A 26611-nucleotide genomic window follows, 5' to 3' on the forward strand; every position below is an offset into this window, starting at 1 on the left:
GTTTCTCCAGCGGATCGCCTAATTCTGTTAATTTCTTGTATCGGTTCTCCTCATCAAAGAACCCTATCTGTCTTATTTTCATATCTCTATTTTACCACTTTTTTTCTTTTTTGTACAGGGGTTTTTAGATGTTACCATAAGATAATCCGAGTCGTATATCTTGTCAAGGCAGTCCTCGATATCCACCGAGCCTGCAAAATTTTCAAACATATAGCTCTCAAGGAGCATATTTATATCCACACGTTCTTCTATGGACTTATCGCCGTAGTTATGGTTAGTGCGGAAAAGGGAGTCGTTAAGGCAATGCTTTATGTATGCCATATTTTCGGGGCAGCCGCAGCTTGAACAGATACGAAGGCCCTTATCCTTATGAGAAGGTACGGGCTTTACCTCGCAGTCAGGATCGATTTGCTTTCTGAGAACGTTTACCGTCTCTGCGGCGGCGCTGCCGATATCGGGTATGCAGGTGGTTATGGTTATGTCGTTGAGGACCGCTTCGGCGGTGCCGTCATAGCCTGTGACTATGATCTGCTCAGGAACCTTAATGCCATTTTCGACAAGGCGGTTTGCAAGGCCTATTGCCATATGGTCGCTGGCGCAAACCACAGCCTCGGGCATAGGCACTTCTCCCGAGATTATCTTATCTGCAAGAGCCTCTCCTCCCGAGTACCAGAAATCTCCGTAAAATATCATACTGTCGTCCACGGGGATATCACGCTTTTTCATCATATCCGTATATCCTGCAAGGCGCTGCTCGGACACGGTAAAGCCCATTGTGCCTGTAAGAAAATAGATATTCCTGCACTCGTGGACGTCGATTATATGGGCGGTTATGGACGCAAATGCGCTGCGGTCATCGGTATATACCACGGGATAATCTCCGTATGGCAGGTCGAGAGACACTACGGGCTTTCTGCACTCCTTCTGCAGCTTGCGGAGAACGTGCTCCTGGACCTCGGGATCGCCCGAAAGGGTTATGGGAGGAACGATAACTCCGTCTACAAGGTCGAAGTTTATCAGCTCGAAAATATTTGTCTCACCTTCCTGGTAATCTTTGTAAAACATTCCCGGCTTTGAGAGAGACGCAAATACGGCAGCGTCATAGCCGTATTCTCTGCACTGCATAAAGATACCCTTGAGCAGGCGCTGCTGATATATGGACTCGGGTTCAGAGAGTAATACGCCGATAACTTTACGCTTTCCCATTGTTTTCTCCTTGAAATAAAGTTGTTCTTTCAGGCGACTTTCACAGGCTGCCTGCTCTATATATTTATATACCTTATATTATATCTTATAGCTGTGAACCGAATGTTAATATTTGTAATATATTTAATAAATTCCACACAAACTATTTATCTTTCTTGGATATTGGCTTCGCTCCCCATAAGACTGTTATCATATTATAACATTAGCGTTATCATTTCACCTGTCTGTCACGAAATATTCCTCTGAATTTCAGTCTTTTTACACAATTGGATCGTTAATTATATATCAAGTTTTTACAAAAAATGAGAATTTTCAGGTTTATAAAATAAATGTTGAATATTCACAAATATTATGTTATAATTCAGACTGGTAAAAAAATAAGTGATTTTCGCATCTGAATAATTTAAGAGAGGACGATTTTTATGGAAGATTATTCGTACCTGCTTTCGATAGCTCTTATTCTTATCAGCACCAAGGTGCTGGGACTTTTTTCTAAAAAGATAAAGCTCCCTCAGGTGGTGGGCGCTTTGCTGGCAGGCGTTATTCTTGGCCCTGCCTGTCTGGGACTTATCCACTCAACGGAAATGCTCAGCTGTCTTTCCGAGGTGGGCGTTATCGTGCTGATGTTTGCAGCAGGCTTTGAGACTGATATCAAGGAGCTTAAACGCTCGGGCAAGGCTTCATTCCTCATCGCTCTTATCGGCGTGCTGGTGCCTCTTGCAGGCGGTGCGGCTGTGGCATATTTCTTCAACGACTCCGTTGACGGCAACAAATTGCTCCAGAATATTTTCATAGGCATTATCCTTACCGCCACCTCCGTAAGCATCACCGTCGAGACCCTCAAGGAGATGGGCAAGCTTTCAACTCCTGCGGGAAATGCGATCCTCGGAGCCGCTATTATCGACGATATCTTAGGCATTATCGCACTTACGCTGGTCATCAGTATGGCTGACCCCTCCGTCAAGATAGGCACGGTGCTTTTAAAGATACTGGGCTTCTTTGTATTCACCTTTGTGGCTGCAGTGGGATATCACTACCTGTTCAAGAAGTGGACGGACAACAGCCCCGTAAAGCTCAGAAGATACGTTGTAATAAGCTTTGCGTTCTGCCTTATCCTTTCCTACTGCGCCGAGGAATTTTTCGGAGTTGCGGACATCACAGGCGCATTCTTCGCAGGTCTTGCTATTTCGGGCACAAAGAAGGCAGATTACATAAACAAGCGTTTTGATACCCTTTCCTATCTGCTCCTTTCGCCTATTTTCTTTGCAAGCATAGGTCTCAAGGTCGTTCTTCCCGAGATGAATATGGAGATAATCCTCTTTACCCTCCTTATCACTCTTGTGGCTATCCTCACAAAGATAATCGGCTGCGGCCTTGGCGCAAAGATATGCAAGTACAGCAACAAGGAAGCTTTGCAGATAGGCGTGGGAATGGTCTCCCGTGGTGAGGTCGCACTTATCGTTGCAAACAAGGGCGAGGCTGTGGGACTTATGAGCGACAAGTTCTTTGCACCTATTGTTATTATGGTGGTGCTCACAACTATCCTCACACCCGTTCTGCTTAAAGTAGTATTCAAGGACAAGAATGGCGAGGACAGCAATTCTCCCGAAAATGAGCCTGTACCTGCCGCTAAGTGATGATCTGAAATTTCCGGCTGCTGCACATTTGCTTTGTGCGGCAGTCGTTTTTTATGAAAGATACATATGATAACCGAAACGGGAGCATTATAAAGATGAACATTGATTATATTCACGAACCCACCGACCTGCAATGCGGTCAGGCTGTTCTGGCAATGCTGCTGGGAACGACTGCAGGATACATCTGCAAGTATCTGGAAAATGACCGTGAGACCGACCTTCGGGAAATGAAGCGAGTCCTCACGGAACACGGCGTAAAATTCTCGCCGGAGCGCAGACAGGCGCAGACAAAAGCCGATCTTCCTCCCTGTGCCCTTCTCAGCCTTGAAACTCCCCGCTGCTGGCATTGGTCGCTGTATGCAGACGGGATCTTTTACGACCCGGAACACGGCATTCTCGATGATTTTCCTCAGTCGGCACGGAAGTTTTTCTGGGAGATCTTTCCGGAGACCCTTCCGCAGTAAAACTGCCGTTTCCGGGAGTCGGAGAGGCTTATAATTTTTGTCCTTTCCTTTTTGATAAAAAGGCTTCGCCTGTGAAAATCTATTAAAAATGGGCAGAATTATATGATAAATGCTCTTCCGAACGCTGTCAGGCAAGTAAATTTAGCACTCTCAGAGTGAATTTGCTAAATTTTTTTTCAAAACCCCTTGACAAGTCGGAAAAATGGTGTATAATATAATTAGCACTCGAGAAGAATGAGTGCTAACAGAATGACATTTAAAGTGCTAAAGTAAGAGGGTGATGATCCTGTTGGACGACAGAAAGCTCAGAATACTGGCGGCAGTTGTTGACGAATATATCCGTACAGGAGAGCCTGTAGGCTCAAAAGCCATCGCCGCTCTCCCCGATATCCGGGTTTCCTCCGCCACTATCAGAAATGATATGGCAATGCTCGAGCAGCTGGGCTTCTTAGAGCAGCCTCACACCTCCGCAGGGCGTATCCCCACCTACAGCGGCTATAAGCTTTACATTGAAACGCTTATGCCCAGAAGGTCGCTTACGGACGATGAAAAGGCTATGCTCGACAATGCTCTCGGAGATGATTATTCCTCAGAGGAAGCTCTGATAGACAATGCCACAAGGGCACTTGCGGAGATAACCGACTGTGCGGCTGTAGTTTCAAACTGCGCTCCTCAGTTTTCGGTAATTGCAAAGGTCGACGCTGTTCCCACGGGAAAGCATATGTATGTGCTTCTGATGATAACCTCGTCGGGCAGCATTCAGAACAAGGTCTGCAGGCTGGAGCTTGACCTTACTCACGAGCAGCTTGCATTTTTCAATGAATATATGACCAAAAACCTCAGCGGTATGAGCGTTGACAGCCTTTCGGACGAAACGCTGGAACGCCTTGCCGAGGCGATGGGTGCATATACCGTCACTCTTTCCCCCCTTATGAAAGGGATAAGAGAGCTTGCGAAGGGCTTTATGCAGAGCGATGTTCACGTCAGCGGCGAAAAGAACCTTCTGAAGCGAAACGATATCGAGGCGGACGACGTTATCAAATTCTTTGAACAGAAAAACGAGTTTTCAAAGCTCCTTGACGACAGCTTCAGCGAGCTGAAGGTCCTGTTCGGAGAGGACGGCGGCTTCGTTATCGGCAATTCGAGTATGATCGTTTCCCCCATTAAAAAGGGCAAGCGGACAGCGGGTTCGCTGGGACTTATCGGTCCTCTGAGGCTTGATTATGCGAAGGTGATACCTTACATCGAGTATATGACCGACAGGATAAGCGAGCTGCTTTCGGAGGACTCCGAGAGCTTTCCCCCTGCGCTGGAAACGAAGGACGACGGACAGAAAGGATGATATACAAAATGGCAGAAGAAAAAGAAAAGCAGACCGATAACGAGGAGGTCCCTGCAGAACAGGAAACGGCTGCTGAGCAGGAAGCGCCTGCGGCAGAGGAAACAGCTGCTGAGGTCAAGGACACCGCCGATACCGCAGAAAAGCCTGCGGAGGAAGCTGCTCCCGAGCCTACTGCCGAGGAAAAGCTTGCTGCAGAGGTAGAAAGCCTGAAAAAAGAGCTTGCGGACGAAAAGGAAAAATATCTCCGCCTTGACGCTGAGTATTACAACTACCGCACACGTTCCCTCAAGGAAAAGCAGGACGCTTACGACAACGCTCTTATGAAGACCGTTACCGAAGTCCTCGGAGTTATCGACAACTTTGAAAGAGCGGCGTCTGCCGAATGTTCCGATGAGAATTTCAAGAAGGGCATTGATATGATATTCAAGCAGTATCTTACCATTCTTGAAAAGCTGGGCGTTTCGGAGATAAACGCTGTGGGTCAGCCCTTTGACCCCAATCTTCACAATGCGGTAAGCAGCTGTGAGGACGAAAATTTAGGCGAGAACACCGTTGCGGCAGTTCTCCGGAAGGGCTACACTTTAGGCAAAAAGGTTATCCGCCACGCAATGGTGACGGTGGCTAATCCGTAAAATTATCCCATATCAGGAAAAATAAAAAAGAAAAATCCACTTTTTGAAAGGAAGAATTTTTATGTCAAAGATCATTGGTATCGACCTTGGTACAACTAACTCCTGCGTAGCTGTTATGGAAGGCGGCAGCGCAGTCGTAATCCCAAACTCCGAAGGTGCAAGAACTACTCCTTCCGTTGTAGGCTTCACAAAGACAGGCGAGAGACTTGTAGGTCAGGTAGCTAAGCGTCAGGCTGTTACAAACGCCGAGAGAACTGTTTCTTCTATCAAGAGACATATGGGCTCCGACTACAAGGTAACAATCGGCGACAAGAAGTACACTCCTCAGGAAATTTCCGCTATGATACTCCAGAAGCTGAAGGCAGACGCTGAGGCATATCTTGGCGAGCCTGTTACAGAGGCTGTTATCACCGTTCCCGCATACTTCACCGATGCTCAGCGTCAGGCTACAAAGGACGCAGGACAGATCGCAGGTCTCAATGTCAAGAGAATTATCAACGAGCCTACTGCTGCAGCTCTTTCCTACGGCATCGACAAGGAACAGGATCAGACCGTTATGGTTTACGACCTGGGCGGCGGTACATTCGATGTATCCATCATCGAAATGGGCGACGGCGTTCAGGAAGTTAAGGCAACTGCCGGAAACAACCACCTGGGCGGCGATGATTTCGACCAGCGTATCATCAACTGGATGATCGAGTCCTTCAAGGCTTCTGACGGAATTGACCTTTCCGGCGACAAGATGGCTATGCAGAGACTTAAAGAGGCAGCAGAAAAGTCCAAGATAGAGCTTTCTTCCACTCCCTCCTCTATGATAAACCTCCCCTATATCACAGCTGACGCTACAGGTCCCAAGCACCTCGAGCTTACTCTTACAAAGGCTAAGTTCGACGAGCTGACTCACGACCTCGTTGAGTCCACAATGGGCCCCGTTAAGCAGGCTCTTGCCGATGCAGGCCTCAAGCCCTCCGACATCAACAAGGTGCTTATGGTGGGCGGTTCTTCAAGAATCCCTGCTGTTCAGGAAGCTGTTAAGAACTTTATGCACACAGAACCCTTCAAGGGCATCAACCCCGATGAGTGCGTAGCTCTCGGCGCTGCTCTCCAGGGCGGTGTATTCACAGGTGATGTTACCGGAATGGTTCTCCGTGATGTTACTCCTCTTTCCCTCGGCATCGAGACAATGGGCGGCGTATGCACAAAGATGATCGAGAGAAACAAGGCTATTCCTATCAAGCACACAATGGTATTCTCCACCGCTGCCGATAATCAGACCGCTGTTGATATCAACGTTCTCCAGGGCGAGAGAGAATTTGCTAAGGACAACAAGCAGCTTGGTATGTTCCGTCTCGACGGCATCGCTCCTGCTCCCAGAGGTATCCCTCAGATCGAGGTAACCTTCGACATCGACTCCAACGGTATCGTTCACGTTTCCGCAAAGGATCTGGGCACCGGCAAGGAGCAGAACATCACCATTCAGTCCTCCTCCAATATGTCCAAGGAAGATATCGACAAGGCTGTTGAGGAAGCTGAGAGATATGCTGAAGAGGACAAGAAGCGCAAGGAAGAGGTGGACATCAAGAACCAGGCTGAGTCTCTCGTATTCCAGAGCGAAAAGGCTCTCACCGATTTCGGCGACAAGGTAAGCGAGTCCGATAAGGCTCCTATACAGGCTAAGATAGATGAACTCAAGAAGGCTATCGAGAGCGGCAACACCTCCGAAATGAAGGCTAAGACCGACGAACTCCAGAAGGCTGTTTACGACCTTTCTTCCAAGGTATATCAGGCTGCAGGCGCAGCACAGCAGGCTGCACAGGGCGAGGCTCCTCAGGATAACGGCGGCGCTTCAAACGGTGGCAATGACGACGGCTTCGTTGACGCAGAGTTCACAGAGTCATAATTTACGGCATAATTATTTTGCGGCAAAGGGCGGACATTTTCTCCGCCCTTGTTGTCGGTTTTAAGAGGACAGTTTATCTGAACGTTCTCCGGAAAGGATGGTCATATTTATGGCTGACAAGAGAGATTATTACGAGGTGCTGGGGCTTTCAAAGGGCGCTTCGGACGATGAAATAAAAAAGGCATACCGTGCCTGCGTTAAAAAATACCACCCCGACCTCCACCCCGACGACAAGGAGTGCGAGGAGAAAATGAAGGAGGTCAACGAGGCATACGAATGTCTCTCCGACCCCGATAAAAAGGCTAAGTACGATCAGTTTGGCTTTGCAGGCGTTGACCCGAGTTACGGCGCAGGCGGAGGAGGCGGCTTCAGCGGCTTCGGCGGTTTCGGAGATATGGGCGATATCGGCGATATTTTCAGCTCATTCTTCGGCGGCAGCAGCTTCGGCGGCAGATCTTCAAATCCCAATGCTGCAAGGAGAGGTCAGGATATCCAGACCTATGCGACCATTGACTTTATGGACGCCTGCAACGGCAAAAAGGTGGATATCAAGGTCAACAGAACGGAAAGCTGTCCCGACTGCGGCGGTACGGGCGCAGCGGCAGGTTCTTCCGCCGAGACCTGTTCCGAGTGCCGTGGTACGGGTTATGTCAAGACCGCTCAGCGCACTCCGCTGGGTATGATATCTTCTCAGCGCCCCTGCACACGCTGCGGCGGAAAGGGCAAGGTCATCACAAATCCCTGCTCCAAGTGTCACGGTTCGGGCAGAGTTTCTGTTACAAAGACTGTTAATGTTTCAATTCCTGCGGGTATTGACGACGGTCAGACACTTCAGGTAAGAGGTCAGGGTCACAGCGGTGCAAACGGCGGTCCCAACGGCGATCTCCACGTTACTATCCAGGTTCGTCCCGACCCCATTTTCGAGAGAGACGGTTACGATATCCGCACAGAGGTGCCTATCACCTTTACTCAGGCAGTTTTAGGCGATGAGATCGAGATACCCTGCATTGACGGCAAGGGCAAGATAACCATTGCCGAGGGCACTCAGTCGGGTACTGTATTCAGGATAAGAGGCAAGGGCGTTAAGCGGCTCAACCGCTCCGACAGAGGAGATCAGTTCGTTACCGTTAATGTGGAAGTCCCCAAAAATCTTAACAGAAATCAGAAGGAGCTTCTGAAAAAGTTTGAGGAAAGTCTGGGCGAAGGCAATTACAACAAGCGGAAAAGCTTCTTTGACAAGGTAAAGGATATACTTAAAAGCGATATATAATGAAAAAGCGTCCGCTTCGGTTTTCAGAAGCGGACGCTTTGTTATTATCAGTAATTAAGTTCGCTGCCGCCTATGAATTCTCGTATCATAGAAGCGGTGGGAACATATTCGGGAGCAACGGGGTCAAGCTCGCCTAAGAATTTCAGTATCTCTTCGCAGGCGGGGAACTTTGCCAGCTCCTTATCCTTCTGCGCAGTCAGCCCTTCAAGGAGGAAGTTTTTGTAAACCGATGCTTCATAGGCGATAAAGGTGTCGATGTCAAAATCTGCACGTGACTTGTAAGGGGTGATGTACAGGTCTTCGCCCCGTGAAACGCTGGCAAACATTCTGAAGCTTTCCTCATACTGCCTCTTTCTGAAAAGCTTGTCACGGCAGAGACGGCGCATAAGCCTTATGTGTCTGGGGTGGAGCATTGTTCCGTCGGCGGCTTTCAGTCTTGTGCGGACGGAAACGTACATACACATAGCGAATTTGTGGGTATCTCCCGTTACGGTGGGGTTTAAGGCGTGTATGCCCTCGATTATGATTATCTCGTTATTCTTTCGGGACATCTTAACAGTGCCGCTTCGGGACTGAGTAGAAAAATCAAAGCGGGGCATATCGAACTCCTCGCCTGCCGCCAGCTTGCGCAGGTGCTCCGAAAATAGGGGAATATCAAGTCTCAGAGGGGACTCAAGGTCGATATTTCCGTCCTCGTCACGGGGAAGCTCTTTTGCGCTCTCCTCGTCGATTGGGAGAAAATAGTTATCCATAGACAGGGTATGCGCCGCACGTCCCTGCTCTTTCAGGCATTTTTCAAGTCTCAGCGCCGCAGAGGTCTTTCCCGAGCCCGAGGGACCCGACAGCAGGATCAAGGGCTTTTCGGAGAGTATCGCTCTCTGAGCCGCTTCTGCGATATATGCGGAATAATTGTCCTCGGAAAGTTTTATAAAGCTTTCGGGTTTTTTCGCTTCCCTGTTTATTGAAGATACCGCTGCGAATTTTACCATATTTATTTCGCCCTTTCTGCTAAGCTTTTCTTTTGCTGCAGTAAAGCTTGTATTCCTTGTCAAGCTCATCTGCGCTGATGCCGATATGACGGCTCATTTCCTTGATGCGGACAATGTCCTCGGGCTGACCAAGCTCGGACTGCTCAAAGCGCATATTGAAAAATCCCGTTTTGTAGATAAGGTCGGCGGATATGCTGACTTTTTCAAGCTCAGTTTCTGCGGAGGATATGCTGCCCTTGTCAAGAAGTCTGCCGCCGTCTGCTGCAAGACATTCTGCCATTTTGTTCTCTTTTACGAATAAAGTTCTGTCGCCCCATTCAACCGTCCTCATTGCGGTATTGTAATTTGCGGAGCTTATCTCGGCAGGGGTGAGCCCCAGCCAGATAAGATATATGAATTTCTGTGCGTTTAAGGACAAATTTTTCTGCTCTGCCAGCTTGTTCAGAGCGCTGAAATCCAAGATCGGTTCGCTGTTCATATTATTATGACCGTCCTTTCGGAAATATATCAATATAAGATTTATTAACATTTAATTTATTTTATCACGTTGTTTACGCCTGGTCAAGTGGTATATATGAAAAAAACGGTTTTTCATATAAAAATTTACAAATAAAATTTGGCCAAAATTATTATTGATATTTATTCAAAAATATGGTAAAATAAACTAAATATAATTGTCGAAAGGGACCGCTTATGTATAATGGCTATAAAATTATATCGCTGTGTATCTCAAAGGCGGGCGATGAACGAAATTTCGAGTTTATGGAGTCTCTGAACAAGGCTGCCGTGAACAGCGGATTCAGACTCTTTATATATCAGACCTGTTCCGATCTTTATTGGAAAACCAGAAGCGAGGACGGGGACAAGACCGTTTTTGAGCTTATTGACTATGATGTCACAGACGCTGTTGTGATATTTGACGAGGCTTTTCAGGACAAATCCGTGGCGGACTGCATTGCCGCTGCTGCTGCAGCTCACGGTGTTCCCGCAGTGTCGGTGGGAGCTGTCAGAGAAGGCTGCGCCAGCTTTGTTTTTGATTATGCCAAAGGCTTTGAACAGGTCGTTCGTCACGTTGTTGAGCACCACGGCGCTTCAAACACCTGCTTTATTGCGGGACGAAAGGACGAGGACTGCTCCGAGCAGCGTATTGCCGCATACAAAAAAGTCCTTGCGGATAATGGTATCACATACAGACCCGACAGGCTTTATTACGGCGATTACTGGTGGGGACCATCTCAGGCGGCGGTGCAGAGCATAATTGAGTCGGGGGATATCCCCGAGGCTGTTATATGCGCCAACGATATGATGGCTATTACTGTCTGCAAGGAGCTTAAAAAATACGGGTACTCCGTCCCCGAGGACGTGATAGTTACGGGATTTGACGGCACATGGAGCGCTGTGAGCTGTGTTCCGCCCATAACCACCTGCAAGTGCAGCTTCCCAATTGCGGCTGAAAAGATCATTGGCGTAATTGACAGAATAATGGGCGGGGAAAAATGTGCAGGCGTTTATGACATTGATTTTGAGGTGAATATCTACCGCTCCTGCGGCTGTAATTTTGATCCGCCGTTCTTTAATATGGGCGACAGGCTTAAAAATGCGGAGGACAGATTTGTCAGATATCAGGACGATGAGCGCACTTTGAACGATATTTCCCAGACTATGATAGGCTCGGACTCTCCCGAGGCGTTTTCGGAGTATCTTAAAGGCTTTAATTTTTATGATCTCTGCATAGTTCTGAATAACGACTGCTTTGATATGGCAGTTAATCCTGCGGTGAACTGCAGAAAATGTTCCTTTGACGAGGTAATGCAGGTGCTGTTTAATGCAGGTTCGGATTCGTCCTCTTTTCCGTTTCCTTTGCAGAGAAAAGACATTGTTCCGGGTTTGGACCGGCTTCTGCAGAAGGGCGATCCTCTTGTTTTTGCGGCGCTCAGTTTCCTCGGTATACCTATGGGATTTGTGTGCTTCAGCTTTGAGGTGGATATCGAAAATTACTGCAAGATACTTCAGTATGTCACATCTCTGAATACTGCTATCGGCAATTACAGGCTTGTGAGATTTTTAAAGCGCACCGCCGAAAACGTTGAAAATATGTCAAAGTATGATTTTATGACGGGACTGTGCAACCGCAAGGGATTTTACAAGGCGCTGCCGGGAATTTCCGGCGAAGCGGGGGAGAACGATCATATTTCCGTTGCCACGGTGGATATCGACGGGCTGAAAAATATCAATGACAAATTCGGTCGCGAGGACGGCGACTTTGCCATAACTGCGGTGTCGGCGGCGGTGAACAGCCTTCCTTTTGACAGAAAGATATGCGGGCGTTTCGGCGGCGACGAGCTTGTTGTATGCGCCGTTACGGAAAATGAAAATGCGGAGCGGATATTTACAGACAGCATAAAAAGTATCTTGACGGCGTGAACAAAACCTCGGGCAAGCCCTTTAAGGTGTCGGCAAGCGTGGTCGTTTTTACCGTCAAAGCTTCGGAATTTGACTTTGAATATTCTCTCAAGCGGTCGGACGACAGAATGTACATAATGAAGATAGGCAGACCAAACAGACGAAAAAGTTAATATGATGCGTTGTATGATACTTCGGGCAGGCTGCCCGGGGTATTTTTTGTTATATGAATATTTTTGTATTATGATATTTTGGGGCGAAATATTCATATCACAATATATTTGTTGATAAATAAATGTTCAAATTACACAATATAGAATAAAAAATATTGTTTAACTGCATAAAAATAGCTGAATGGTATTGATTTATTTTTCGATATATGTTAATATAAATATCGTTGAAATAAAGTTGATATTCAAAAGTCAATATCGACTGCACAATAAACGTTGTAATATAAATATTAGGAGCTGATATTGTGGCGCTGAATATCCCATCTCTCCGCAGCAGTAAAAATGCGTCGGGAGAAAAGCTTTTATCGGGTCTCGGGTTCAGAGAGGCGAAAACCTCTCCCGAAAAAAGCAGAGACGAAAAGATAAACGGCATACTTCTTATTGTTCTGAGGATAATTATTATCATAAACGCCGCAGTAATGTTCTTCCCTGCATTTAATCCTGCCCGCATCAGCGCTATGATAGGCAAAAATCTTTCTCTCTTTACCTGCGGTATCTCCTATGATTCCCTTGTTCAGAGCTTCGGACGTGCATTTATGAAAGGCTGGGTAAGCGAGGGTACATTCAGATTTCTCTTTGCTTCCTGCCTTATCTACATAATTTCCGCCGCAGTTACCGTTGCAGGCGGCTGTATGTCTCTGGGAAACAACAAGCTGAAGCGGCTTGCGCTGAAGCTTTCTGCGGGAGGCGGTGCAGGAGGAGTCCTTTCGATGATAGGTGTCTATGCCGCCTATCAGATGGTGAGCGGCACCTCAAATCCTGATAAGATACAGCCGGCTTTACCCGGTTCTTTCGCTTTTTATGTAATCGCTTCCATTGCCGTGGCTGCGCTTTCGGCAGTAACTCTTATGCGGCTTCCTCAGACCGAAAAGGGTGATAAATACGAGATCGAGGACAAGTACAGCTTGTTCCTTATGCTTCTGCCCATACTTCTTCTCACATTCCTTTTCTCGTATCTTCCCCTGTTCGGCTGGAGATATGCTTTCTATGACTACAAGGCAGGCGAGAGCCTTACCGCTGAAAGCTTTGTGGGCTTCAAATGGTTCACTCAGCTCTTTCAGAACAGCGCAACCAAAAAGGACATTCTGAGAGTTATCAAAAACACTCTCGCAATGAGTGGAATGGGTATCCTTACAAGCTGGGTGCCTATGATGTTTGCGGTGCTTCTTTCGGAAATAAAGAACAATCGCTTCCGCCGATTTGTTCAGACCTTTACCACCATACCAAATTTCATAAGCTGGGTACTGGTTTACGCAATTGCCCTTGCTATCTTCTCCACCGACGGATTTGTGAATACTATGCTCACAAGCCTCGGAAATCCCACCGATACCAACTATCTTATGTCCTCAAGTCATATGTGGCTCAAAATGCTTGCCTGGGGCTTGTGGAAAAGCTTAGGCTGGAACGCCATCATCTATATGGCTGCCATTTCGGGAATTGACCAGGGGCTGTATGAAGCAGCTACCGTGGACGGCGCAGGAAGATTTGCCAAAATGTGGTACATCACCATTCCCGAACTTATCCCCACATATATGGTGCTGCTGCTTATGTCGGTGGCGAATATCCTGACAAACGGAATGGATCAGTATCTGGTATTCTCCAACCCCGTTAACAAAAATGCCATTGAAGTCCTTGACCTTTACGTTTACAACCTAGGTATAGGAAACGGTCTCATACCTCTCTCAACGGTTATCGGTATGGTAAAATCGGTCATCAGCGTTATTCTTCTTTTTGCCGCAAACGGAATTTCCAAGCTTATCCGTGGCGAAAGTATTGTTTAAGGAGTAAGGGCTATGGATAATCTTGATTTCGGCGGACAGAAACAAAACGGTCTTACAGCACGGTTCGTTTCGAGAGAATCAAAAAAGAAATTTGAGCCGGGCGATATAATTTTCAATATTTTAAATTACCTGTTCTTCGGGTTATTTACGCTAAGCTGCATTTTCCCCTTTTACTACATTTTCATCAACACCATTTCCGCAAACGAGTACGTCCGCACAGGAGCGGTAACACTTCTCCCCAAGGGCATCACTCTCAGCAATTATATTGCTATGGGAAATGTGGGAGACCTCTGGAATTCCTTCCTTATCACTCTGCTTAGAACTGTTATCGGTACTGCGCTGTCGGTTTTCGCTTCTGCGCTTGCAGGCTATCTGATGACAAAAGATCAGCTCTGGCAGAAAAAAATATGGTATCGTGCAATCGTTATCACTATGTACTTTAATGCAGGTCTCATTCCTCTTTACCTTAATCTGTCAATGCTGGGACTTACCGATTCATTCTGGGTTTATATCATTCCCTGTATCGTATCTCCCTACAATATCATTCTTGTAAAGACCTACATCGAATCTATCCCCCACGAGATAGAGGAGAGCGCATTTATTGACGGAGCAGGCTACTGGACCATATTCAGAAGAATAATTTTTCCTCTGAGCAAGCCTATTCTTGCCACCATCACCATTTTCGGAGCGGTAGGCCATTGGAACTCCTTCCAGGATTCCCTTATCTACAATGCAAACTCTCCCGAGCTGTACACAATGCAGCACAGGCTTTATGTTTACCTTAATTCGTCCTCGAACCTTGCTGCGCTGGTAAACGGCGCTTCAAGCTCGGACACTACGGCGCTTGCAAATGCGGCAAGCACCAAGACCAGTCAGTACACCATTTCAATGGTGACGATCATACCCATTCTTCTGGTATATCCCTTTATGCAGAAATATTTTGAAAAGGGTATAATGCTCGGAGCCGTTAAGGGCTGACAGCATTTACATACGGCGGAAAAATCCGCTTTAAAAAATCAAACGCAATTAAAATTCACGAAAGGATCGAGAACTATGAAAATCAAAAAGATCACAGCGGCTCTGCTGGCTCTATCCCTTTCTCTGACAGCTTTTGCAGGCTGCGGCGGAACAACGGGAAGCGATAACGCTTCAACAAGCGGCGGAGATACCTCTGCAGCAGGCGGCGAGACTGCAGGCGAGGGCGGAGACGACAGCAGCGAGGCAGCTTCCGAAGAAGGCGGCTCCGTTCAGAATACTGCAACTGAGAACTTTGCGGAGCTTTACGGCGAGGAGACTATCCCCTTACAATTTACAGCCAGACCGCAAACTATTCGGGCAAGCTCACAGGCTGGTTCGGCAAGATACTCAAGGACAAGTTCAACTGTGAGGTAACAGTTATTCCCGATTCCGACGGTGCATTTGATACAAGAATGGAGTCAGGCAGCCTTGGCGATATCGTTATCTTCGGCAGCGACGGCGACGAATACAAGAGAGCTTCCGAGCAGGGCAAGCTTTTTGACTGGAACGAGGACGATATCCTTTCCGACTATGGCGCAAACATTCAGGCAAATATGCCCTACGCTCTTGAGAAGAATATGGACATCAACGAGGCTAACGGCGTGGGCAGAAAGGTACTTGGCTTTGCTCACGATGTTGCCACAAGCCCCGACGATCACCAGTCCTTTATGTACACCTGGGACGTAAGATGGGATCTTTACGAGCAGCTCGGACGTCCCGAGGTGAAGACTCTTGACGATTTTGTTGATCTTATGGCTCAGATGAAGGAGATCTGTCCCACAGACGACAACGGCGATCCCACATATGCAGTTTCCCTCTGGCCCGACTGGGACGGCAATATGGTAATGTACGTTAAGGCATTTGCTTCCGCATATTACGGCTATGATGAGCTGGAAATGGGTCTCTATGACGTTGAGACAGGCGATTTCCATTTTGCTCTTGAGTCTGACGGACCCTATATGGAGAGCCTTAAATTCTTTAACAAGCTCTATCAGAACGGTCTTGTTGACCCCAACTCTATGACTCAGACCTACGACCAGATGAGAGAGAAATTCTCCGCAGGCGGCGCATTCTTCTCCATCTTCAACTATGCAGGCTCTCAGCTCTACAACACAGACGAGCACAAGGCTGAAAACAAGATGATGATGACCCTCACTCCCGAGGACGCAACTCTCATTGCATACGGTATGAACGTAATGGGCGTTAACAGGATCTGGTCCATCGGCGCTGACACCAAGTATCCCGAGCTTTGTATGGCTATCATCAATTACCTTACAACTCCCGAGGGATATATGACATTCAGATACGGTCCCAAGGACCTCAACTGGTACTATGATGACAACGGCTACACTTGCTTTACAGAATTCGGCGAGAAGTGCTTCACCGACTCCGAGACTGCAATGCCCGATGAATGGGGCGGCGGAACCTTCAAGGACGGCTGCGGCTACCTTGCTATCAGCAACTCCACCTGGTCCATTGACGCAACTAACCCCGATTCCAACGGTGAGACTTATAACCCTGCTGCCTGGATCAGCCGCCAGAAGGAAGCAAGCTGCGATACAGAGCAGGCTTGGAGAGATTTCACAGGCTGCACAACTGTTGACCAGTACCTTGACGGCAGAAGCTACAAGACAGCTATCGGCGGCGCTTCCTACTCCGCAGGCTCACGTTCCGACGAGCTTGAGATCATCTGGGGGCAGGTAAAGAACTGCATCGTAACATATTCCTGGATGGCAATTTATGCCGAGAACGATGACGACTTCAACGACCTTGTTGCAGAAATGCAGTCTAAGTGCGCAGAGTACGACCCCGACGGTCAGTGCGAAGCGTGGAGCCGTGAGCAGGCTGAGATCAGACACAACGCTGAGCTTGCCGCTCTGAACAAATAATTCAAGCTTATTCCTTGAGAGTTTTGCTTTCCGGACGTAAGTCCGAAAAGCAAAAACTCGGTTTGAAAATCTTTGATTTTCAAACATTTCTCCTTTATATGCATACGTATGACCCGCCGCTTTACGGCGGCGGGGAAGGTATGTATGCAGCACAGACCCATTTTATTTTGCTTTTTTCTTCATCTTTCATTTCCACCTTTTCTCCGGCAGAAATGCCGCAAAAAAGCGCTATGGACTGCTGCATTCCATAGCGCTTTTTTGCTGTATTTTTATTTTACTCCACGATATTCGCCCGGGGTAATGCCTTCGTGCTTTTTGAACAGCGCCGAGAAATAGGAGCTGTCGGGAAAGCCTGTGGCTTTGGCTATCTCGGAAATGTTCTTTTCGGAATAGACCAGCATTTCCTTTGCGTGCTGGATACGTACCTTTGCCAGATATTCCATAGGTCTGAGCTGAAAATTCTTCTTGAAAAGGCGGCAGAGGTGCTGCTCGGTTATGCCTGCTATCTGAGCTAAGTCTCCAAGCTTTATGGGGCCCGAATATTTCTCCTCGATGTACTGGAGCACATCTGCAAGGGCAGCGGTGGTCACCGAGGTCAGTTCAGACTGCCTGTTGTCGGCGATCTTTCTGTATTCGATGAGCAGGTCGTAAAGCTGCGCCGAAGCATAGTGGTTCCCGTATATCTTATCGCTCTTTATAGTGTAATATGCCTTGCTGATTATGCGGTTCATTCTTTCGGTGTCTGCCGAGAGAAAATATGCATACTTATTAAGCCCCCATTTTTCAAGGAGCGGTTCCGCTTCAAATCCCGAAAAGCACACCCAGTTCACTATCCAGGAGTCGGAAAGGGAGTGGTATTCGTGGGGGAGATGAGGGGGTATGAAGAACACGGAATTGACGGGGAGCTTTACTGTGCTGCCGTTTACCGTAATTTCGCCCTCGCCTTCTTTGGTCACAAGTATCTGGGGGTAATCATATCCTCCCGTGCGGTTTACGGGGTACTGCCAGCATTCCACACCGATACCAACAATATAAAACGGGAGATCCTTTTCATCGCCTATTATCGGAAAAACTTGTTTCTGCATTTAACGCACCTCGGCTTATAATATACCTTAATAATATCATTTTTAACGAAATTTGTCAAGAAATGAATTGAAATTTTGATAAAAAAAGCACCGCAGTCTGAGCTGCGGCGCATCTTGTAAAATTACTTGTTACTTTCTTTTGCTTGCTGCCAGTGCTGCAGTTCCTGCAAGAGCTGTTATGCAAACGAGAACTGCTGCGGAGGTATTGCCTGTCTTGGGAGATGTGGTCTCAGCTTCTTCAGCTGCGGCAGTTTCCTCGGCTGCGGGTTCTGCTGCTTCTTCCGGCATCTCGTATTCACCGAAGCAGTAGGGGATAACATTGTCGTCGTCGATTATTCTGTTTGCCTTCTGAGACTCGCCTGCTTCAAGCTTTGCGGACTTAACGATAACGTTGCATACCTGGAAACCAATGCCGCACTCTCCGTCCTTATCGGTAAGGCCTGCGATAACGTCCTCGGGAACTACGAACTCAACGGTGTCCTCACCCTGTACAAGAACGATGAACTGGTCTTCCTTGGCGATGATGTTATCCCCTGTGCACTTGTTTGTGATACGGGGCCAGCCGGGTGCGCTGTAGTCCATAGGAGTTACTAAGAACTGCTTTTCGTTTCCGGGCTCTACGGTCTCTACTTTAAGAGTGATCTTAACGTCTCCGCCGATAGCGTCAAGCTCGTCCTTGGGTATGTAGGCGCCTGCGCCCCAGTTTCCTGCATAGTCGCTGTCAAGCTGAATGGTGGTCTCCGCAAAAACGCTTACTGCGGACATAGTTACTGCAACTACTGCGGCTGCCAGTGCCGATACTGCTTTTTTGATGTTCATATTATACTCCTCCAATTTAATGCGACAATTTTTCAGTCGCTTTATCATATGATAATCATATAATAATCTGAACATTAAGTCAATAGATTTATTGCACAATAACAAGGAAAAATATTGTGTATTATAATTAAAATAACCTTATCATAATATCTGAACATTGCGGCGGGAATGATCGCAAAATAAATTGAAATGTTCAAATTTAAAAAAGATGTAATATTTTGGAATTGTTTTTGTGCCCAAAGGGTGGTATAATAATAACATAGGAAAATTTATCCCGACGTCTGCACATCGGAGGGATATCCGGAGGAAAGCGAGGACTGTTTATGCGTGGTGCTGTCAGCAAGGCTGTTTTAAAGCATTACAATGTGTATCCGCAGAGCATTATCGAACTGGGCGGAGGGTATTACGGAAAAGCATATCTTGTATCCCTTGACAAGCCGCCCTATATGTTTGTTGTCAAGATGTACAGATTTCCGAACATTGCGGCTGCGGAAGCGGAGCAGATAAAGCTTCTCACCGAATACTCCCTTATAAAAATGCCGAAAATATATTACGTTCTGGAGAGGTCGCAGTCGGGACTTGAGTATGACGCTTTGTTTATGGAGTACATAAAGGGCGTTAACGCAGGGGTGCTGGATATTTCGGAGATACCCGAAGGCTCCCGTGACGCCATAGCCGATAAGATCGCAGATAATCTCATCGCCGTACACAGCACAAAAAATCCCTCGGGCTTCGGTCCTGTGGGAGCGGAGACATATTTTGCCAGCTGGCATGATTATTATTTTAACATTGCCAAAAAGGTCGTCATAAAAGCAAAGGCTCTGACGAAAAAGGGACAGCTCACCGAAGAGATATTATCGGTTTTCAAAAGATCTATCGAATGCTTCGGCAGCATATTTGACATACCCATTACGGAAGCCAGCCTGATACACGGCGATTATACCACCCGAAACATACTGCTTAATGACCGCAGGACGGACGTGGCGGCGGTTATACACCCGCTTAACTGCTGCTGGGCTGACAGCGAATTTGACCTGTATCAGCTTGACAGCGGAAGCGGCAGGGAGCTGGGGCTTCTTGAAAGATACTCGGAGAAAAAGGAGCTGAGCCCGAATTTTGAGTCCAAGCGCCGATTTTACGAATTATACACCGAGGTGGATCACTACTTCAACTTGGGCGACAAGGTAAATTTAACGGCTGTGGGCAGGCTTGCGGAGCGTTTGCTGGAAATACTGCCGAAAGATGCCTGATATCACGAAAAATAAATATCCCCTTTGGACAGATGCTCTTTTATGTATCTGTCCAAAGGGGATATTTGCTTATTCCCAGATAACCGTATTTTTTCCCGATTTCTTGCCGCAGTAAAGCCGTTCGTCCGCAAGACCTATCATCTCCTCGATAGTGCCTGCCTCTGTGCTTTCGGAGGCGCCCGCTGTGATGGTGCATCTGATCGTATTATCCTCGCATATGATATCCATATTTTCGATATGGGCTCTTATTCGCTCTGCAACTAAAGCTGCACCGCTAAGGGGAGTGCCTCCTGCAAGGATAAGTATCTCCTCGCCGCCCCATCTGCATACATAATCATTTTCACGGAGAAGTGAGACTACAGCCTCGGAAAGCCGTCTAAGCACCTCGTCTCCGCTGTTGTGACCGTAAGCGTCGTTTATCTGCTTGAAATCGTCGATATCGCACATAATAACAGAAAAGGTCTTGCCAGAATTTACAGCATTGCTAAGTATCTTGTCCATACTTCTGCGGTTGTAAAGACCTGTGAGAGCGTCGATGCCTGCGATCTTGTCAAGCTTTGCGTTCTGCTCCTCAAGTACCGATCTTGAAAACTGTATCTCACGCAGGAAAAACAGGGAGAAAAACAGAAGTATTGCAAAGGTGCAGAAAGTGTTGAAAATGTAAAGGTACATTGAAGCTTTTTCCGAGATGATGTATAACGGCTCGATCCTATATGAGATTATCTTGCAGACCACAAAGGTCATCAGACAGCAAAGACCGATAAGCAGCGATTCGTGAAGTCCTGCGCTTTCGTCCAGGGAAAAATGCATATAGAAGATAACGGGCATTATGCCGATGATGTACAGTGGAAATCCCGGCGCCCAGCCCACAAGGATGGTGGCTGTGTAGGAATGCAGACATATTTCAACAAAGGCTATGTAGTAAAACAGGATATAACGTTCTTTTTTTACAAGTATTCCGCAGAGTACATAGCATATGGTGCTGACAATATTAAATACTGCCATTATCTTGACGCCAAGCGAAGCAAAGATAAAAATAAGGGTAAAGTGTATTGCAGCAGCGCCCCATTGAAGAATGGTGTATTTTATCCTGTTTGTGACTGCGGTGCCGTCTACAAATATTTTTGAAAATAGCTGATTTGTCTCTTTTGTTTTCAAAATGCTGCTCCTCCGTCAATTTGTTTGAAATTCTGTAATATATAATATATATCGGCATAATAATGGAAATTCTTTAGTAATTTGGAAAAATATTCGGCGTATAAACAATATTTATTTTCAGATAATAACAGCGAGGAAATTCCTCGGGTTTGCGGAAACGCCGATAGAGAACTTGATATTTAAGGTTAAGGTTTATCGGCGTTTCATTTTACTATAAGAAAGTAGGTCTTAATATGTTTGACAAGATAGCTCTTGTTCTGCTCATCATCGGCGGACTTAACTGGGGTCTTGTGGGAATATTCAGCTTTGACCTTGTAGCCTGGCTGTTCGGCGGAACGGGCGCACTTCTCAGCAGAGTGGTGTATATCTTAGTAGCGCTTTCGGCGGTGTGGTGCATTACCCTGCTGTTCAGAGAGCCTGCAGGTGCCGAGGCAAGAGGTCATTAAGGGAAAGCGGAAAACGTAAAAAGGCAGAAGGCAAGTATGATCTGTATCTCTTGCCTCCTGCCTTTATTTTTATGGATTTAGCAGATCATAGGGATCTTCGAAATTAGGGTCGGCAGGAACTGTAATGATATCCTCCGATGTAATGGGCTGCTGTTCGGGTTCCGCAGGGATATTTGTACCCTCTGTAGCGGGAACTGCTTCGGGAACGCTTTCGGTATATACCGCTCCGCTGTTTGTGAAATCGGCAGAGCCGTCGCCGTAGCAGGAATATCCGCACCTGCCGAGGTAATCGGCTGCTCCGTCAACGATCGCCTGAGCGATACCGTCCTGATGTGTGGGGTTTGCCAGAGCCATTGCTTCGGTGTAGTTGGTAACAAATCCGCACTCGATAAGCACAGAGGGGAAATCCTGCTGCTGGGTAACGAAGAAGTAATTGTACTGTTCTCCTCTGTCCATACCATCGGCATTATCCACATAGCTTCCGAGATATGAGCCTATACGGGCGGAAATGCGGTCGGCAAGGGGCTGGGAGAAGGGGGTAAAGTAATAGGCTTCCGCACCTCTTGCGCTTTCTCCTGCGGCGTTGCAGTGAATGGCAAGGAAAAGGTCGGGATTATACTGCCGTGCAATAGAAGCTCTCTGAGCGGTCACATAGGTCTCGCTTTCGGTCTTTAAGCGGATAACATTTGCGCCTGCCGCTTCAAGCTTTGAGGTAACAAGCTTTGCTATGGCAAGGTTTGCCTCCTGCTCCTTGATGTGTCCCACAGCACCGGGGTCAAAGGTGGAAGCTCCCGTATAGCCGTGTCCCGGGTCAATGACTACAGTTGCGCCGCTTAAAGAGTTCCTGCAGCCGTTAAATCTGAATGTAAGATTGCCCTCATCGTCATATGATGATGTGACGCCGCCGAAAATGCCCGACTGTCTGAGGGTGAGAGTGAGCCTTGTTTTGGTAAGCTCGCCCGACTCATAGGTGTCCCAGATGCCCTCGGTGAATACTGCGCTGTCGGGGAATGTTATGCTGCTTGCGGATATGCTCGTAACGTAGTCGAAGGTGATGACAAGAGCGGTGGCGTTAAATGAGGATACATAGTAATTTCCGTTGTTTCCGCTGTTGTAGTTTACCCCCGTAAAGGACATTGCAAAGGGTACCTTTGAATTTGTGCGAAGCTTTATAACGGTGTCTGTACCGTCCTTTGCGGCGCTTGCCACGCTTATGGGATTTGAGCCTAAGGGCTTGTTGTCAAGGACATTTACGTCGCTTACCCTTATTCTCTTGCCGGAATTTGTAAGGTAATAGTCCGTTCCCGAGTAGCTTACGGTCTTTACCTGATAATCGAGAGTGCCTGCGGGGAGACGTGCCATATCGGGAGTGGGGTTGGTGCTTGTGGTCTTTGCGTCATAAACCATCGTGTTGTCATTTTTTATCTCAAGAAGATCTCCGCTGTAGTCGTTGAGAATTTCGGCAAGGGCGTTCACGATAATGCGGCTGCCTGTTCTGCTCTCGTTGAAGTCGCCTGTTTTGGTGTGATATGTACCGTAGAAGGTAACGTTTCCGAGATCAATATCCTGTCCCTTTATGCCCTGCGGGGCAATGTATGTGCCAATATATTTTGTATAGTTGGAGTTGGGGTCAAGCTCGTCCGTCTGACCGTCAACGGGCTTCAGTTCAACGGATTTGCCGTTTATCTCGGCAGTTACCTCGGAGCCTTTGTATGCAACTGCGCTGAGTGTGATGGCAGACTGCTCCTCAACACGCATTTCTGAAACATCGGGCTCAACGCTTTTGAGTACATTCACCGTTCTTGTTATCTTGTAGGTAACGGTCTTGCCCTTGTTCTTGAATGTGAAAGTGTTCACGCCAACGTCAAGGTCCATATTGAAGTAAAATCGTCCCGCTTCGTTCAGTTCGATAGGTTCGCCCTGGAAGTAAATTGTGAAATTCGGGTCGAATGAGCCTGCGAATATTACGGTAGGCTCTTCGGTCTTGAATGTGGTGGAAAGGGGAAGGGTCATTTCCAGCTCGTTGTTTAAGCCTTCTCTGTCTATCTGGTCGTTAAAATGCTTTACAAGCACAGATGTGGACTCTTCGGTATTTGCCTCGAGAGAGGAAAGAGAGTTGAAAACGCTGCCTATGCAGGCGTCATACTCGTCCGCCTTGATGACCTGCTTTACAAGCTCGTCGGGGGAGCCCCAGCCTGTGTAATCGGTGCATACTCTTTCGTTGATGTGATCCACCATCATAGGTATGCCTGCGGACTGAGCCTTTTCGTTCCACCAGCCCACCACGTCCTCAAAGGGCATAGTTTCGCTGGCAAATGAGCCCTCTGCTTTAACGAGGATAAAATCCGCATAACCCTTTTCTATATATCCCAGAGTGTCCGCATAGCCGTCGGTAAGGGCTTCAAAGTTTACGGAGGTCTCGCTGCCTTCTTCCTTGGTGGTGTAATTTGCCCATATGTCGTTTATTGAAATGCCTACGGGAACGCTGTTGCTTGTCCTGCGGACAGCATCGGAAACAAGGCTGAACACATATGCTCCGTTGTCAAGGAGCCAGTTGTCATAGCCTATTCCGGAGCCGTTTTCAATGTAGTTTGCAAAGCTTGCCCCGTCTCTTTTTGAATAATAGCCGTCGATTATAATGCCGTCCACGGGGTATTTTACGGTGAAATTGTGGGCGGTAAGGGCAAGGCGGTCTATCCTTGCCTTGGCAGTCTCCTCGGTAATTCCCGAAAGAGCGGAGTTTATATTGAATGTAACATAAACATACATACCTCTGTCGGCGGCTCTTTCCACGCACAGCTCGGCGGGGGAGCGGACAGCGGTCTTGTTCACGTCAAGGCTGTAGTAGACCCCGTTTTCGTCGGAAGTGCTGATGATAACGGTGTTAAGGCTCTTGTCCTGAGCGGCGTCGAGAGCTTTGTCTATCCCTGCGGCTATTTCCTCCTCGGAAAGCTGCTCGCCGTTTTCGTCCGTCAGGGGAAAATCCTTTTCGGGATTTATGTATACTCCTCTCACTTCGTCGGGAAAGGCAAACATAGGGGCATACTCAGGCTCTGTAAAGGTTTCAAGCTCTTCGTCCCTCTGCACCTCGGGTACAATTTCTTCATACACCGCTTCACTTTCGGCGGAAGCGTAAGTGCCGAATGAAATGGCTTCGCTCATATCTCCCCACAGGGGCACCGACATTAAAGCGGCGCAGGCAAGGGCGGCGAGCCGTTCGGATAATCTTTTCTTTTTCATTGGTTCTCCTGTATTCTTAATATATCTCTTGTTCGTTTCTTTTTCTTTTTGATAGCCCGGACAGGGCTTTTGAAAGTTTAATTTTATTATATCACATTTCCCGATAAATTTCAACAGTCTGAGGAAAAAATCGGAAGGAGCAGTTTTGGCTATTATGCCGAATAAAAAATATCCTCACCTGCTGAAACGCAAGTGAGGATATTATGCTTATATTGTCTTACTGTAATATGTCAGCAATACTGTACCAAATCAAATCAGTCGTCCAATACAAAAGAGTAGTTCTTCTTGATGCCTGCCTTGAATACATAGCAGCCGTTCTCATCGAGGGTCACGGCCTTGATGACATTGCTGTCTGACTTTCTGCCGGCGCAGATCCTGCCTGTTCTGCCTGCATAGTCGCTGCCCAGGTCGATCTTGATGGAAACATACTCGGGATAGCTGCTGAAATCACGGTTGGAGTTTGTTTCAATGAGGTTCATTTCTGTATCATAGCTGAATACATAGGAGTAAGGATGTGCTGTGAGCAGATATTCTGAAGTATCCTCTTTGAAAGATACGAAGATAACAACGTCTGACTCAGGCATCACAAAAGTATCGCCGCTCAGAACTGCGCCGCCCTTGGTGCACTTGATAGAATCAAGAACATATCCTTTGTCGGGAGTTGCGGTGATCTTGATGCTTTCGCCTGCGTATGCGGTGCTCTTGCTTGCATATGCTTTGCCGTGATCGTTGGTGATAGTCTTGATCGAATAAGTACTCTTGTAAGTATTCTTGGGAACGGGCTTGAAGTATGCCGTTGCAATGATGTTGCATTTGGGCATATTAAATTTAGCAGGATTTGAAAAAGAGGTCTCACTATATCCTACGGCTGTCTGATCGAGATAATCCGAGAAGTCCTGCATCAGCTTGCTGTAGTCTTCCGAGTCAATGTCAATATAAATACCGCCTGTCTTTTCGTACAGGTCTTTATAAGTTTCTCTTTTATATTCGTATTCTGTAGTGATTACAGAAGTCTTTACATTAGCTGCAACGAACTTATCGATCCAGGTCGCCATAGGATACTGGTTCTTGGAACTGTCATTAAGCTCACTATAACCTTCATCGGTTAATAAGAAGATGTAGTTGTTAGGAGAGCCTGAAGGGAAATTCAGAGAACCGTCACTTGTAACGAGCTGTGAGAATGCATCGGTAGGAGTTTCAGAGTAACCGCTGCCGGTTTTGATGCTGCCGAATATTGTAACAGCTTCATTAACATCGGTCGTCCAGTGGGTACCGTTGGCAAATGTGTAATACACAGTCGAATTCTTGATATGTTTAATATCGCTGTATGCGATGATGGACATATTAAGTCCTATATCTTTGGCGTCAAGGGACTGAACCAGAGTGATAAGGTTATCTTTGACCTGTTCGATCTCATCGTCCATAGAGGCTGTTGTATCAAGAACAAATACAACGTTTGCGGTTTTGGAGTATGATGAATTTCCCTGACCTGCATCAGACGAAGCGATCTCCCAATGGTCAAATTGATACCCCTGGGCAGGTGTGGCAGTAAGTGTTACCTGTCCGCCGATTGTCTGAACTGTGAGATCTGCGGCAGCGGTACCGTTGCCGTTGGTGGCAACAGTGATTTTATAGCTGTCATCAGCTGCTGCGGCAGTTATACCGAACTGAGCCGGTATAGCGCTGAGACATATTGCTGCAGTCATTACAGCGGCAATGCCACGTTTGAGTTTGTTGAGTTTCATTTTTTTCCTCCTTAAAATCTTTTATAAATAAATTTTTGGGGTGCAGCTTATTTGTATCGTTACCGAGCCGTCAGCCTGTTGCCAAAATAAATTACAGAACGAGTGGCT

Annotated in this window: 22 protein-coding genes; 14 read left to right on the forward strand and 8 right to left on the reverse strand. The window is 47.2% G+C overall.

Annotation, left to right across the window (positions count from 1 at the left end; translation table 11 throughout):
- Positions 1–78: 78 nt before the first annotated feature.
- Complete coding sequence (locus tag ACR0QN_RS06065) at positions 79–1206, reverse strand: LacI family DNA-binding transcriptional regulator (protein ID WP_432650303.1); 1128 nt, start codon at positions 1204–1206, stop codon at positions 79–81.
- Between the two features lie 422 nt (positions 1207–1628).
- Between ACR0QN_RS06065 and ACR0QN_RS06070 the strand changes: the two genes are divergently transcribed.
- From ACR0QN_RS06070 to dnaJ, 6 genes are all read left to right on the forward strand, one after another.
- On the forward strand, positions 1629–2843 hold the full coding sequence (locus ACR0QN_RS06070) for a cation:proton antiporter (protein ID WP_432650304.1): 1215 nt from the start codon (positions 1629–1631) through the stop codon (positions 2841–2843).
- 53 nt (positions 2844–2896) lie between these two features.
- Positions 2897–3307: a hypothetical protein gene (locus ACR0QN_RS06075; RefSeq protein WP_432650305.1), complete on the forward strand. Its 411-nt coding sequence runs from the start codon at positions 2897–2899 to the stop codon at positions 3305–3307.
- 280 nt (positions 3308–3587) lie between these two features.
- Positions 3588–4649 (forward strand): heat-inducible transcriptional repressor HrcA, encoded by a 1062-nt coding sequence (gene hrcA, locus ACR0QN_RS06080; protein ID WP_432650306.1) that lies wholly within the window; start codon positions 3588–3590, stop codon positions 4647–4649.
- Between the two features lie 8 nt (positions 4650–4657).
- Positions 4658–5281 (forward strand): nucleotide exchange factor GrpE, encoded by a 624-nt coding sequence (grpE, locus tag ACR0QN_RS06085; RefSeq protein WP_432650307.1) that lies wholly within the window; start codon positions 4658–4660, stop codon positions 5279–5281.
- 61 nt (positions 5282–5342) lie between these two features.
- Entirely contained in the window at positions 5343–7181 is a 1839-nt protein-coding gene (gene dnaK / locus ACR0QN_RS06090; RefSeq protein ID WP_432650308.1) for a molecular chaperone DnaK, read from the forward strand.
- A 109-nt stretch (positions 7182–7290) separates the two neighbouring features.
- Entirely contained in the window at positions 7291–8451 is a 1161-nt protein-coding gene (gene dnaJ / locus ACR0QN_RS06095; protein ID WP_432650309.1) for a molecular chaperone DnaJ, read from the forward strand.
- Positions 8452–8498: 47 nt separating this feature from the next.
- Here the strand turns inward: dnaJ and ACR0QN_RS06100 are convergent, their stop codons facing one another.
- A complete protein-coding gene (locus ACR0QN_RS06100) occupies positions 8499–9440 on the reverse strand; it encodes a uridine kinase family protein (RefSeq protein WP_432650310.1) in 942 nt (313 codons plus the stop codon).
- 19 nt (positions 9441–9459) lie between these two features.
- The gene (locus tag ACR0QN_RS06105; RefSeq protein WP_432650311.1) at positions 9460–9918 is read right to left on the reverse strand and encodes a hypothetical protein; all 459 of its coding nucleotides are present in this window, start codon (positions 9916–9918) and stop codon (positions 9460–9462) included.
- A 215-nt stretch (positions 9919–10133) separates the two neighbouring features.
- On the opposite strand from ACR0QN_RS06105, the gene ACR0QN_RS06110 reads away from it, so the two are divergent.
- The 6 genes from ACR0QN_RS06110 (at position 10134) to ACR0QN_RS06135 (ending at position 16760) form a co-directional block, all read left to right on the forward strand.
- On the forward strand, positions 10134–11864 hold the full coding sequence (locus tag ACR0QN_RS06110) for a diguanylate cyclase (RefSeq protein WP_432650312.1): 1731 nt from the start codon (positions 10134–10136) through the stop codon (positions 11862–11864).
- Entirely contained in the window at positions 11861–12016 is a 156-nt protein-coding gene (locus tag ACR0QN_RS06115) for a hypothetical protein (protein ID WP_432650313.1), read from the forward strand. The genes ACR0QN_RS06110 and ACR0QN_RS06115 overlap by 4 nt, the downstream gene beginning before the upstream one ends.
- Before the next feature lie 302 nt (positions 12017–12318).
- Positions 12319–13854: an ABC transporter permease gene (locus ACR0QN_RS06120; RefSeq protein WP_432650314.1), complete on the forward strand. Its 1536-nt coding sequence runs from the start codon at positions 12319–12321 to the stop codon at positions 13852–13854.
- Between the two features lie 12 nt (positions 13855–13866).
- Positions 13867–14832 (forward strand): carbohydrate ABC transporter permease, encoded by a 966-nt coding sequence (locus ACR0QN_RS06125; RefSeq protein ID WP_432650315.1) that lies wholly within the window; start codon positions 13867–13869, stop codon positions 14830–14832.
- Positions 14833–14907: 75 nt separating this feature from the next.
- Entirely contained in the window at positions 14908–15246 is a 339-nt protein-coding gene (locus tag ACR0QN_RS06130) for a hypothetical protein (RefSeq protein ID WP_432650316.1), read from the forward strand.
- Between the two features lie 5 nt (positions 15247–15251).
- Positions 15252–16760 (forward strand): hypothetical protein, encoded by a 1509-nt coding sequence (locus tag ACR0QN_RS06135; protein ID WP_432650362.1) that lies wholly within the window; start codon positions 15252–15254, stop codon positions 16758–16760.
- Positions 16761–17029: 269 nt separating this feature from the next.
- Here ACR0QN_RS06135 and ACR0QN_RS06140 read toward each other — a convergent pair whose 3' ends face one another.
- Positions 17030–17845 (reverse strand): AraC family transcriptional regulator, encoded by an 816-nt coding sequence (locus ACR0QN_RS06140; protein WP_432650317.1) that lies wholly within the window; start codon positions 17843–17845, stop codon positions 17030–17032.
- 129 nt (positions 17846–17974) lie between these two features.
- Positions 17975–18664, reverse strand: a complete 690-nt coding sequence (locus tag ACR0QN_RS06145) for a hypothetical protein (protein WP_432650318.1) — start codon at positions 18662–18664, stop codon at positions 17975–17977.
- Between the two features lie 323 nt (positions 18665–18987).
- On the opposite strand from ACR0QN_RS06145, the gene ACR0QN_RS06150 reads away from it, so the two are divergent.
- Positions 18988–19914, forward strand: a complete 927-nt coding sequence (locus tag ACR0QN_RS06150) for a fructosamine kinase family protein (RefSeq protein WP_432650319.1) — start codon at positions 18988–18990, stop codon at positions 19912–19914.
- Between the two features lie 69 nt (positions 19915–19983).
- On the opposite strand, the gene ACR0QN_RS06155 is transcribed toward ACR0QN_RS06150, so the two are convergent.
- Entirely contained in the window at positions 19984–21072 is a 1089-nt protein-coding gene (locus tag ACR0QN_RS06155; RefSeq protein ID WP_432650320.1) for a GGDEF domain-containing protein, read from the reverse strand.
- A 233-nt stretch (positions 21073–21305) separates the two neighbouring features.
- Between ACR0QN_RS06155 and ACR0QN_RS06160 the strand changes: the two genes are divergently transcribed.
- Positions 21306–21518 (forward strand): DUF378 domain-containing protein, encoded by a 213-nt coding sequence (locus ACR0QN_RS06160; protein ID WP_432650321.1) that lies wholly within the window; start codon positions 21306–21308, stop codon positions 21516–21518.
- 69 nt (positions 21519–21587) lie between these two features.
- On the opposite strand, the gene ACR0QN_RS06165 is transcribed toward ACR0QN_RS06160, so the two are convergent.
- Together ACR0QN_RS06165 and ACR0QN_RS06170 are read right to left on the reverse strand one after the other, a co-directional pair.
- Positions 21588–24758 carry an N-acetylmuramoyl-L-alanine amidase gene (locus ACR0QN_RS06165; protein WP_432650322.1) on the reverse strand — a complete coding sequence of 1057 codons (3171 nt, stop codon included), beginning with the start codon at positions 24756–24758 and terminating at the stop codon, positions 21588–21590.
- 254 nt (positions 24759–25012) lie between these two features.
- Entirely contained in the window at positions 25013–26503 is a 1491-nt protein-coding gene (locus tag ACR0QN_RS06170; protein WP_432650323.1) for an InlB B-repeat-containing protein, read from the reverse strand.
- Positions 26504–26611 lie beyond the last annotated feature (108 nt).

Source organism: Huintestinicola sp. (genome assembly GCF_050874005.1).
Lineage (GTDB): Bacteria > Bacillota > Clostridia > Oscillospirales > Ruminococcaceae > Huintestinicola.

What these genes read in the sequence shown, in the direction of transcription:
- ACR0QN_RS06065 (WP_432650303.1), bottom strand. Translation starts at nt 1,206, where the DNA reads ATGGGAAAGCGTAAAGTTATCGGCGTATTACTCTCTGAACCCGAGTCC.
- ACR0QN_RS06070 (WP_432650304.1), top strand. Translation starts at nt 1,629, where the DNA reads ATGGAAGATTATTCGTACCTGCTTTCGATAGCTCTTATTCTTATCAGC.
- ACR0QN_RS06075 (WP_432650305.1), top strand. Translation starts at nt 2,897, where the DNA reads ATGAAAGATACATATGATAACCGAAACGGGAGCATTATAAAGATGAAC.
- hrcA (WP_432650306.1), top strand. Translation starts at nt 3,588, where the DNA reads ATGATCCTGTTGGACGACAGAAAGCTCAGAATACTGGCGGCAGTTGTT.
- grpE (WP_432650307.1), top strand. Translation starts at nt 4,658, where the DNA reads ATGGCAGAAGAAAAAGAAAAGCAGACCGATAACGAGGAGGTCCCTGCA.
- dnaK (WP_432650308.1), top strand. Translation starts at nt 5,343, where the DNA reads ATGTCAAAGATCATTGGTATCGACCTTGGTACAACTAACTCCTGCGTA.
- dnaJ (WP_432650309.1), top strand. Translation starts at nt 7,291, where the DNA reads ATGGCTGACAAGAGAGATTATTACGAGGTGCTGGGGCTTTCAAAGGGC.
- ACR0QN_RS06100 (WP_432650310.1), bottom strand. Translation starts at nt 9,440, where the DNA reads ATGGTAAAATTCGCAGCGGTATCTTCAATAAACAGGGAAGCGAAAAAA.
- ACR0QN_RS06105 (WP_432650311.1), bottom strand. Translation starts at nt 9,918, where the DNA reads ATGAACAGCGAACCGATCTTGGATTTCAGCGCTCTGAACAAGCTGGCA.
- ACR0QN_RS06110 (WP_432650312.1), top strand. Translation starts at nt 10,134, where the DNA reads ATGTATAATGGCTATAAAATTATATCGCTGTGTATCTCAAAGGCGGGC.
- ACR0QN_RS06125 (WP_432650315.1), top strand. Translation starts at nt 13,867, where the DNA reads ATGGATAATCTTGATTTCGGCGGACAGAAACAAAACGGTCTTACAGCA.
- ACR0QN_RS06130 (WP_432650316.1), top strand. Translation starts at nt 14,908, where the DNA reads ATGAAAATCAAAAAGATCACAGCGGCTCTGCTGGCTCTATCCCTTTCT.
- ACR0QN_RS06140 (WP_432650317.1), bottom strand. Translation starts at nt 17,845, where the DNA reads ATGCAGAAACAAGTTTTTCCGATAATAGGCGATGAAAAGGATCTCCCG.
- ACR0QN_RS06145 (WP_432650318.1), bottom strand. Translation starts at nt 18,664, where the DNA reads ATGAACATCAAAAAAGCAGTATCGGCACTGGCAGCCGCAGTAGTTGCA.
- ACR0QN_RS06150 (WP_432650319.1), top strand. Translation starts at nt 18,988, where the DNA reads ATGCGTGGTGCTGTCAGCAAGGCTGTTTTAAAGCATTACAATGTGTAT.
- ACR0QN_RS06160 (WP_432650321.1), top strand. Translation starts at nt 21,306, where the DNA reads ATGTTTGACAAGATAGCTCTTGTTCTGCTCATCATCGGCGGACTTAAC.
- ACR0QN_RS06165 (WP_432650322.1), bottom strand. Translation starts at nt 24,758, where the DNA reads ATGAAAAAGAAAAGATTATCCGAACGGCTCGCCGCCCTTGCCTGCGCC.
- ACR0QN_RS06170 (WP_432650323.1), bottom strand. Translation starts at nt 26,503, where the DNA reads ATGAAACTCAACAAACTCAAACGTGGCATTGCCGCTGTAATGACTGCA.